Annotated in this window: 9 protein-coding genes; 5 read left to right on the forward strand and 4 right to left on the reverse strand. The window is 53.7% G+C overall.

Annotation, left to right across the window (positions count from 1 at the left end; genetic code table 11):
• On the reverse strand, positions 1–194 hold a 194-nt coding region (locus ONB24_15005), incomplete at its 3' end, for an MFS transporter (protein MDZ7317419.1).
• 100 nt (positions 195–294) lie between these two features.
• Positions 295–1,455: an MFS transporter gene (locus tag ONB24_15010; protein ID MDZ7317420.1), complete on the reverse strand. Its 1,161-nt coding sequence runs from the start codon at positions 1,453–1,455 to the stop codon at positions 295–297.
• A 319-nt stretch (positions 1,456–1,774) separates the two neighbouring features.
• Between ONB24_15010 and ONB24_15015 the strand changes: the two genes are divergently transcribed.
• From ONB24_15015 to ONB24_15025, 3 genes are all read left to right on the forward strand, one after another.
• Complete coding sequence (locus ONB24_15015) at positions 1,775–3,658, forward strand: sodium:solute symporter (protein ID MDZ7317421.1); 1,884 nt, start codon at positions 1,775–1,777, stop codon at positions 3,656–3,658.
• 4 nt (positions 3,659–3,662) lie between these two features.
• Positions 3,663–4,523: a class I SAM-dependent methyltransferase gene (locus ONB24_15020; protein MDZ7317422.1), complete on the forward strand. Its 861-nt coding sequence runs from the start codon at positions 3,663–3,665 to the stop codon at positions 4,521–4,523.
• A 109-nt stretch (positions 4,524–4,632) separates the two neighbouring features.
• Positions 4,633–5,478, forward strand: coding sequence for a DUF3078 domain-containing protein (locus ONB24_15025; GenBank protein ID MDZ7317423.1), 846 nt, complete (start codon positions 4,633–4,635; stop codon positions 5,476–5,478).
• Positions 5,479–5,603: 125 nt separating this feature from the next.
• On the opposite strand, the gene ONB24_15030 is transcribed toward ONB24_15025, so the two are convergent.
• Together ONB24_15030 and ONB24_15035 are read right to left on the reverse strand one after the other, a co-directional pair.
• Positions 5,604–6,179 carry a DUF2179 domain-containing protein gene (locus ONB24_15030; GenBank protein MDZ7317424.1) on the reverse strand — a complete coding sequence of 192 codons (576 nt, stop codon included), beginning with the start codon at positions 6,177–6,179 and terminating at the stop codon, positions 5,604–5,606.
• A gap of 21 nt (positions 6,180–6,200) precedes the next feature.
• Positions 6,201–6,833 carry a MarC family NAAT transporter gene (locus ONB24_15035; GenBank protein MDZ7317425.1) on the reverse strand — a complete coding sequence of 211 codons (633 nt, stop codon included), beginning with the start codon at positions 6,831–6,833 and terminating at the stop codon, positions 6,201–6,203.
• Between the two features lie 160 nt (positions 6,834–6,993).
• Between ONB24_15035 and ONB24_15040 the strand changes: the two genes are divergently transcribed.
• On the forward strand, positions 6,994–8,061 hold the full coding sequence (locus tag ONB24_15040; protein MDZ7317426.1) for a DHH family phosphoesterase: 1,068 nt from the start codon (positions 6,994–6,996) through the stop codon (positions 8,059–8,061).
• Between the two features lie 50 nt (positions 8,062–8,111).
• On the forward strand, positions 8,112–9,396 hold a 1,285-nt coding region (gene gcvPA / locus ONB24_15045), incomplete at its 3' end, for an aminomethyl-transferring glycine dehydrogenase subunit GcvPA (GenBank protein ID MDZ7317427.1).

Consider the following 9,396-nt stretch of genomic DNA (forward strand, 5'->3'; position numbering starts at 1 on the left):
TAACGGTCTGCCAGTTGACCGCCGAAAAACGGCGAGATGATCGTCGCCAAGGACAATAGGCCGTAAATGATCCCCACCTGCGTGCCGTTGAAACCCAAAGTAGTCTGCAGATAGGCAGAGTAAGCCGGATACCAGGCGCCCCAAATCGTGTACTGCAGAAACATCATAAAGAATAAACGCAGTTTAAGACCCATCGCGAATCCCCTTCCTTTTTCTGCCCAATTGGAAAATTGGATTAATTACCGATAACATAAAAGCCTCTGCAAATTTGCAGAGGCTTGGCAAAGGAACCGCTCACTCAATCGGCTTTGCTTTCGCTTTTTCCATCAAAAGGGAAATAATGAGCAGAACCGCTGCCGCGACCGCCAAAACGATAAAAGCCGACTGCACCGATTCGCCGGCCATGGCGCCGATCAAGTTCTGCACCAGGCCGCCGCCGAACAGACCGACGGCAAAAATGATCCCGAAAATGGAGCCATAGTATTTCGACTCATATTTTCCGAAAGTCACCCCGACAACGGTGGGGAAAATGGGTGCAAAAGACAAGCCGACGATCACCACCGCCAGGATGGCAAGGGCGGGCGATTGGGCAAAGCGCAGCACAAGCAGGGCGGCAATGGCAATTGCAGAAACGGTAATAATGACCTTCACCCCTTTGGCGGTCAAGTTCTTAATCGCCGAGGCGATAAACCGGCCGATGGTCATGGAGAGCCCGAAAACAGACAGCACCGTGGCGGCGGATTTTGCCGGATCGGCAGCCTGAGCTTTGGTAAACAACTCGTTCATCAGCGGATTCGTCCAGTTGCTCATCGACATCTCCAGGCCGATGTAGCACATCAGCGCCAAAGCCGCCACCAAAACCGCCGGCTGAGTCAGCATTTTGGCCGCTGTCGAGAAGCGATAGCCCAAAGCTGCAGGAGGAAAGTCGGCAAGCAGTGCCAAAATGAGGAACAGAAGGTTCAGGGCAAAGAGAATCATCAAACCGACTTTATAGTCCGGCGCAAAATTGATGATCAGCGGTGCAACGAAAAGGCCGAGGCCGAAAAAGCCGTTGCCGAAATTACTGGCACGCGCCGGATCTTTGCCTTCAAAAAGCACCTGCGGTATGATGGTGTTCCCGACCGTGTTGGCGGCCATTGCGCCCATGCCCAGGAGCGCCGCGGACACATACAGCGCCGAAACCGAAGCCGCAGAACGAATCAATAAAATGCTCAAAGCGATGACGATAAAACCCAACAGGGCGATGATCTTGTGCCCGACCTTATCGGTCACGGCGCCGATAAAAAACTGCACCAGGCAGGCGGTATAGAGAAAAATCGCCGGAATCATGCTCCATTGCTTGGCGTCCATTCCAAGATTCTTCATAAGCCCGACAGAAATCGCGCCAAAGAGCACAAAGCAGCAGGCCAGCATAAAGACGCAGGTCAACGCAACAATCGGGGTCAATTTCTTCATGATCTCCTCCACTCATTGATGGGGTTAAGGTTAGGTCTTCGAAAGCAAGGCTTTTGAAATGTTTGCACGTCGGCAGCTATATCGATTTAGGAACGTCGATAAAATAGCAAGATTTCCTTGAATGTCAAGCAAATTTCAATAAAACATGAAGCAAAGTCATTTTTGACGACAAAAGAAAAGAAAAAGAGTTGCGTCCAATTTTGCGAGTCGCTATATTTTCCGAACAAAATGATCCCTTCATCCGTTTTTGCAAAAGATTCAAACCTTCATCAAAACGCGTTTCTATCAATCGTCTCTTTTCAAAGGAAAGGGTAACAGCATGCAACCAACGTTTCATATGCTCGATTGGCTGATTTTAGCCGCTTTCGGCCTCGGCCTCGCCGCCGTCGTGTATTGGGTCGTGCGCCAAAAGGAGGAAACCTCACAGGACTATTTCCTCGCCAGCAAAGATGCCAACTGGATTTCGATCGGTTCTTCGATTTTCGCCTCCAACATCGGTTCAGAGCATTTGGTCGGATTGGCGGGCGCAGGCTTTGTCAGCGGCATGGCCATGGCGCATTGGGAAATGCACGCCTGGCTCATCCTTCTCCTCGGCTGGGTCTTTGTTCCCTTTTATGACCGGATCAAAGTCTTTACCATGCCTGAATTCCTTGAACGCCGGTATTCAGCCGAGTCCCGCTCCCTTTTGTCGCTTATCTCTCTAATCAGCTATATCCTCACCAAGGTCGCCGTTACCGTCTATTCCGGCGGTGTGGTGTTCGGTACGGTTTTCGGCATTGAAAAAATTAATATTTTCGGTGCTTCCTTGGACATGTTTTGGGTTTCGGCCATCGGGCTGGTGTTGATCACGGGTCTCTATACCGTTGCCGGCGGCATGAAGGCGGTCATGTACACTTCGGTTCTGCAGACACCGGTGCTGCTGATCGGCTCGATCGTCATCCTTATTGTTGGTTTGATACGCGTCGGCGGTTGGGGTGAAGTCCATCGCCTGGTGGGCGACAACATCCACCTGATCCGCTCGGCAGCCGATCCCGAATTTCCATGGACCGGCGTTCTCTTTGGTTCGGCGATTATCGGCTTTTGGTATTGGTGTACCGACCAGTACATTGTGCAGCGTGTTCTATCCGGCCGCAATCAAAAGGAAGCACGGCGCGGCGCCATTCTGGCAGGCTATTTCAAGTTGACGCCGGTTTTCATCTTTATGATTCCCGGCATGATCGCCTACGCCATGAGCCAAAAAGGCCTGCTGACGGTCAAAAGCGCCGACAACGCTTTCTCCGCACTGGTCGCTCAGCTGTTGCCGATCGGTTTCAAGGGTGTGGTGGTTTGCGGCCTGCTGGCGGCGCTGATGAGCTCGTTGGCGTCGCTGTTCAACTCTTCGGCAGCCTTGTTTGTGGGCGATTTTTATAAAAAGCTGCGGCCGCAGTCGTCGGAAAAAGAACTGGTCACCGTCGGCAGGATCGCCACAGCCACCGTCGTCGTCCTCGGGATTTTGTGGATTCCGGTCATGAAGGGCATCGGAAGCGTGCTGTACGAATACCTGCAGAATGTTCAAGGACTGCTGGCGCCGGCGATTGCTTCCGCTTTCATCCTGGGCGTCTTTTGGCGTCGAACCACGGCCGCCGGCGGCTTTGCAGGATTGGTCACCGGTTTTCTGCTGGGCATGTTCCGCCTGGCGTTGAACGTCTTTATCGGCGCCAAAGTCACGCTGGTCAACAACATCGAGAAGCTCATTCAGAACCTGCCTAAAATGAACGCCGACAAGTTGGCCGAGGCGCTCAATACGATGGCTAATCTGCAGGTCAGCAAGGGAGCGCGGTTGGCCGGAGAGGCGCTGCAAGTCCAATTGGCTAACGCAAAAGAGCTGGCGGCTTCGGGCGATATTTCCGGCGCCGTATCGACGCTTACTTCCGCCAAACAGGCGGCCATCCAGCTGTTTGTGCAGCAGGACGGGCTGCTCTACAAGCTTGCGGCCATCAATTGGCTCCATGTGGTCGAAGGGCTCTTTGTGCTCTGCATCCTAATTACCATCGTCGTCAGTCTGCTGACAGGCAAACCGAAAGCTGAGCAGCTCAAATACACCTATGCAGCAGCGACTCCCGAACAGCGCGCCGAAACCCGAGCGAGCTGGAACGGCTGGGATGTTCTGCACACCGCCATCATTCTCGGCGTTATTGTCGCTTTCTACATCTATTTCTGGTGAGTCAATGGTAACGGCAGGCCGCCCTATGGCGGCCTGCCGTTTTCCCCTTAAAGGCTTTCCTCCCATGCGCTCCTGCCCCCTTTGCCGCTCTTCTCAACACAAGCTCTTTATGAAGGTCGACGCGCACCTGCTGCTGCGCTGCAAAAGATGCGGTTTTGTTTTTCACGGCAATCCGCCGAACCTCGCGGACGAACAACAAGAGTATGAGCGCTATTTTTCCGCTCCGCCGAGCGGCGAATATCGTCGCGACAGCTCGGATGCAAACTTGCGATGGCTGTGGAGCATCAATCAACGGCGCCTCGAATTCATCAAAAGCTGTGCGCACGGCGATCGCCTGCTCGACGTCGGCTGCGGCCGCGGCTATTTCCTTCACCATGCCCGCAGTTTTGGATTTCATCCGCACGGCATTGATATTTCATCGACCGCCGCCGACTATGCCGCCGAACGGTTCGGCCTCTCTGTAACCGTCGCCAACATCGAAATACAATCGGCCGAAGGCGCTTTTGACGTCATCACTCTATGGCATGTCCTCGAGCACTTTCACGAGCCGGTCCGTGCCTTGCAAACGCTGAGACATTTGTTGCCCAGACAAGGAATCTTGATCATCGAAGTGCCTAACCTGAACGATCTCAAATTTCGCCTTGCTCCGCCGGCATTTCGATGGCGGGGAGGAAATCACCCGCGGCTGCATCGGTCGTTCTTTACGGCCGCAACCCTTGCCTCGGCGCTGAATCGCGCCGGATTTCACTGCCGATTTTACAGTCCCCGCTATCCCGCCCCTTTCATTAAAACTGCTCTCAAAGGGATCCTGAACCGCTTCAATTTAGACTCTTTTTTGGAAGTTATTGCCTTCCCTAAGCCGTAAAACGGCGCGGCGAATGCAAAATCGGCGCTTTTTCCATCTCAATGGGAAATAGTTTGTCCGCCGTGAGAGTTTAAGGAATCGTACTTGACTCAAAACAGAAAGGGGACCCATGAGAAAAGTCACGCTGATCTTGGCAGCCTTTTCTATTTTGCCGATCGTTTCGGCTCAGGAGGCTCAGGAAGCGCCGAAATACGGCTGGCAAAAAGAGGCGGTCGTATCGCTCAATTTAACGCAGGCGAGCTTTGACAATTATAAGCAGGGCGGAGAGAACTCGCGCGCCTGGCAGGTTCGCAGCACGGTCAAATTCGTCAACGACCGCGAAAAGTTCCTTTGGGCGAACAGCGGCAAATTCGAATACGGTAATCTCAAAAGCGGCGACAAGCCGGTGCAAAAATCGGTGGACGAGATCAAGCTTGAAAGCGTTCTGACCTACAAAGTCGGTAAGCTGCTCAACCCCTACCTTTCGGCTGTCGGCGAAACGCAATTCGCGCCGGGATACGACTATAGTCAATCGCCAAAGGTCAAGATTTCGCAGTTTATGGACCCCGGCACTTTCCGCGAAGCGATGGGTTTGGGCTACAAGCCGAGTGATTTTTTTCAGATCCGCCTTGGTGCCGCCGCCAAACAGACCCTGAGCCGCACGTTTACCTCAATCACCGACAAACCGGAGACCGAAAAGATTGAAAAGCTGAAAAACGAAGTCGGTGCAGAATCGGTAATCGATTTAAATTACAAGTTGGGCGGAACGACGCAGCTCAAGTCCAAACTCGAGTTGTTTTCCAACCTAAAGGCCTTTAATAAGATCGATGTCATTTGGGACAGCGACCTTACGACCAAAATTACCAAATACATCGCCTTTAATTTCAACGTCAAGCTGCTCTACGATCGGGACGTTTCAGCAAAGCGCCAGCTCAAGCAGGTCATGGGACTCGGCATTTCCTACAGTCTGTTCTGAGTCGGCGCCCGGCTTTTAACCGACCCAAAAGCACAATCCATGCCCTTCCCGCCTGTGCTTATTCGGGCGGCTGCGGACTATTGTCGAGTCTATGCCGCTCGATTTCTCTTTAAATGGCGGATACGCTATTTTTTCTTCGAAAAAGGAAATTCATCAAAGAGGCTTTTGGGGGAATGCAGGGCGAGAGCGTATTCGCGGCTGACAAAGTTGACGTCTTCGATGGTGTAAAAGGCATCGGGGTTCATTTCGCGCACAAAGGCAAGCAGATGCACCAGTTCGCGGCGCTTGACGACGGTGAAGAGAATACGAACAGGCCCCCGATTGCCGTAACCCGTCACTTCGGTCACCACATAGCCTTCGCTCCGCAGACGTTGAACCAAAGCGACGTTGTCCTCGGACAATATAATGCGCACTAGAGAGATTCCCATTGCCAGCCGGTTTTCGATCATCATGCCGACCCAATTGCCTGCAGCGAACCCGCCCGCATAAGCCACGTAGTAAATCGGATGCGAAAGCGTTTTGACGATATGGGTCATGACGATGAGCCACAGCAGCACTTCGAAAAAACCGAGAAACGGCACATAGACCCGATAACCGCGCGAGAGAAGAATGATGCGCAGGGTGCCGAGCGAAACGTCGGTAATACGCGCGCAAAAGATCAGCAGAGGAATGACGATGAATTGGAGAATAAACTCCTGCATGGCCAGCTCCTGCTTAAAGCATTAAAGTGTTCGCAGAACCGCCGTTGTGCCGTTGACGATAAACTGGACGCTGATGCAGAGCGTAATAAATCCCATCATCCGTGTCATGACGTTCATGCCGTTGTAACCGAGAAGGCGCAGTAAAAATGTGGAAGCGCGCAAAATGAGAAAGGTGGCACCGGCCACCAGAAGAACCGCGACCGTCATGGCGGCATAATCACTCAAATTGCGAATTTGGTCCGAAAGTCCAAGAGCCACGGCAATGGAGCCAGGCCCGCTGAGCATCGGCATGGCCAGCGGCGTAAACGAGACATCCTGCTTGTGCAGCGATTCATCTTCTTCCTCTTTGGTGGTTTCGAATTTCGGCCGCGCCATGAGCATATTTTGTCCGATACGGTAGAGCAGCAGGCCGCCCGCAATGCGGATAGCGGGCAAGGAGATGTTGAAGAATCGCAGCACCAAATTGCCGGCAAAGAGAAAAACAACCAGAATGAAAAAAACATAAACGGTCGTTTTGCGCAGAATGCGGCTGCGTCGGTCGGGCGTCAGGTTGGCGGAGATGGAAAGAAAAAAGGGCACGGCGCCGAAGGGATTGACGATCGGGAAAAGGGCGATAAACGTCGTCAAGATTACTGCCGTAAAAGCTGCCGACACATCTTTCTCCTGCAGGGAAAATGGAATATATTTTCGCCGATGATTTGCTTGGAGATTAGCGGAAATAGTCTTAAGTTTGGATGTCCGGTACAGGTCATTCTCATTTCGCCCAATCGAACCGGAATAATTTGCGAAATAATCTTCAATTTTCCAACATCCGATGATCAAGATCGCCCAATCGGCCCGCACGCTGAAGAGAATCCTCAAGCTGCTCGATGAGCAGCTGCGCAACAGCCGAACCCTGGCGATCATCCTGCATAACAATCCCGACCCGGATGCCTTGGCAGCCGGCATGGCACTCCAAACTCTGACCGAAAGCCTCTACAACGTCCGCAGCCGATGTTTCTACGGCGGCATGATCAACCGCGCCGAAAATGAAAAGATGGTCAAGCTGCTCGGTATCCCCGTCGAACCGTTTGTTGCGGAACAAGTTCAAGCCTGCGACCGCATTGCGTTGGTCGATACGCTTCCGGGTCGCGGAAATAATCCTTTACCGGCTGATCAAGTCTGCCACATTATTTTCGATCACCATCTCCACGATGGTCACTTTAAAAGCGGCATTCTTATCTACAGCCGTCAGGTTGGAGCGACGGCGACCCTTTTGGCCGAGCTGTTGCTCGCCGCCGGTGTGGAGATCCGATCCGATTTAGCCACAGCGCTTATCTATGCGATCCGCACCGAGACGCAGGAGCTTCGACGTGAAGCCCACCCGCGCGACCGGCAGGTGTACCTCAAGCTCTTTCCCCTTTCCAGTGTGCAGAAAATCGGCGAAATCGCCTATCCTCGTCTGCCTTACTCTTATTTTGTGACCCTTTCGGCCGCCCTGCAAAAGGCTCTCGTCTTTCGCAGAATCATGGTGGTCGGATTGGAAAGCGTTCCTTTGCCGGAAATCGTCGCCGAGCTGGCCGATTTCTTCTTACGTTACGAGCGGATCAGCTGGGTATTGGTCATGGGAGGGTACAAAGGGTATGTCTATTTTTCCCTGCGCACCATTCACCCCGAAGGCCGCGCGTTTAGAATTTTACAAAAAATACTGGATGACCGCACCAACGCCGGCGGACACGAGACCTATGCCGGAGGACGGCTTCCTCGCGGAGAACGCTCTTTTGCCGAGCTCGAACGGCAAATTCTTGAACGGACGCCGCGGATTTTAGGCTATACCGCCGCCAAAGTGCAGTGGCGAGCGCTTTTGCGCGGCATGAAAACGAACCAAAAGGTGTTTCAGTGACGACTATCCAAGTCGATATTCTCCCATCACTCCATTCCATGAGGTAGGTTATGAACGCACATAACTCCTTTATTAAACGACTGATCGGGCCGAGCGAAGCTCAGCAGGCGGAAATGCTGGAAGCAATCGGCGTCTCATCTGCTGATGAGCTGATCGAGCAGACGATCCCCCGCGATATTCGGCTGCAAAAACCGCTCAATCTGCCTCCGCCGATGGACGAACGAGAGGTACTGCAACATATCGACGAGTTGGCGCGCAGGAATGTCGTCGCCCGTTCCTACATCGGCCTGGGGTATTACAACACCGTCACACCGAGCGTCATTCGGCGCAATATTTTCGAGAATCCAGGCTGGTACACGCAGTACACCCCCTATCAATCCGAAATATCGCAAGGCCGACTGGAGGCGCTGTTGAACTTTCAGACCATGGTCATCGATCTCACAGCTATGGAGGTCGCCAATGCTTCGCTGCTCGACGAGGCGACGGCCGCCGCCGAAGCCATGGCCATGCTCCACCGCCTGCGCTCGAAGGAAAAAGTCAAAGCGAACGCCGATCGGTTTTTTGTATCGGACAAGGTCTTTCCGCAGACGCTTGCCGTGCTCCAGACGCGCAGCGAGCCGCTCGGCATCGAACTGGTCGTCGGCGACGCGGACCAGTTTGTCTTTACGCCGGATGTGTTCGGCGCGCTGCTGCAGTTCCCAACCGAGGACGGCGCGATCTATGATTATCGCGCCTTTATCGAGCGCGCGCATCAGAACGGCGCACTTGTAGCCGTTGCCGCGGATCTGCTGAGCCTGGCGCTCCTCACGCCTCCCGGCGAGTTCGGCGCCGACGTGGTGGTCGGCAGCGTCCAGCGCTTCGGCATTCCGCTCGGATTCGGCGGCCCCCATGCCGGTTACATGGCCACTCGCCAAGAGTTCATCCGTCAAATGCCTGGACGCATCATCGGCGTCTCCGTCGACCGTCTCGGCAATCCAGGCTACCGCATGGCGCTGCAGACACGCGAACAGCACATCCGTCGAGAAAAAGCGACTTCCAACATCTGCACCTCGCAGTCGCTCCTGGCGATCATGGCCGGAATGTATGCCGTTTATCACGGCCCGGACGGACTGCACGCCATTGCCGAAGAAATTCACGCCAAAGCCGTACAGTTGGAGAGGCTGCTCCTCGATTTCGGCTGGCGCCAGCTGAACGAGGCTTATTTTGACACGCTGAAGATCAAAGGAACAAACGAACTTGCAGCGATCGTCAGGCGGCTCGCCGCCGAAAAACTCATCAACCTGCGGCATATAGACGACGAAACCTTCGGCATTTTTAATGATACGGCGACCACCG

This window comes from candidate division KSB1 bacterium (genome assembly GCA_034505495.1).
In the GTDB taxonomy this organism is placed as follows: Bacteria; Zhuqueibacterota; Zhuqueibacteria; order Residuimicrobiales; family Krinioviventaceae; genus Fontimicrobium_A.

Excerpts from the sequence above, each read along its gene's own strand:
- ONB24_15010 (MDZ7317420.1), bottom strand. The coding sequence starts at position 1,455 with ATGAAGAAATTGACCCCGATTGTTGCGTTGACCTGCGTCTTTATGCTG.
- ONB24_15015 (MDZ7317421.1), top strand. The coding sequence starts at position 1,775 with ATGCAACCAACGTTTCATATGCTCGATTGGCTGATTTTAGCCGCTTTC.
- ONB24_15020 (MDZ7317422.1), top strand. The coding sequence starts at position 3,663 with ATGGTAACGGCAGGCCGCCCTATGGCGGCCTGCCGTTTTCCCCTTAAA.
- ONB24_15025 (MDZ7317423.1), top strand. The coding sequence starts at position 4,633 with ATGAGAAAAGTCACGCTGATCTTGGCAGCCTTTTCTATTTTGCCGATC.
- ONB24_15030 (MDZ7317424.1), bottom strand. The coding sequence starts at position 6,179 with ATGCAGGAGTTTATTCTCCAATTCATCGTCATTCCTCTGCTGATCTTT.
- ONB24_15040 (MDZ7317426.1), top strand. The coding sequence starts at position 6,994 with ATGATCAAGATCGCCCAATCGGCCCGCACGCTGAAGAGAATCCTCAAG.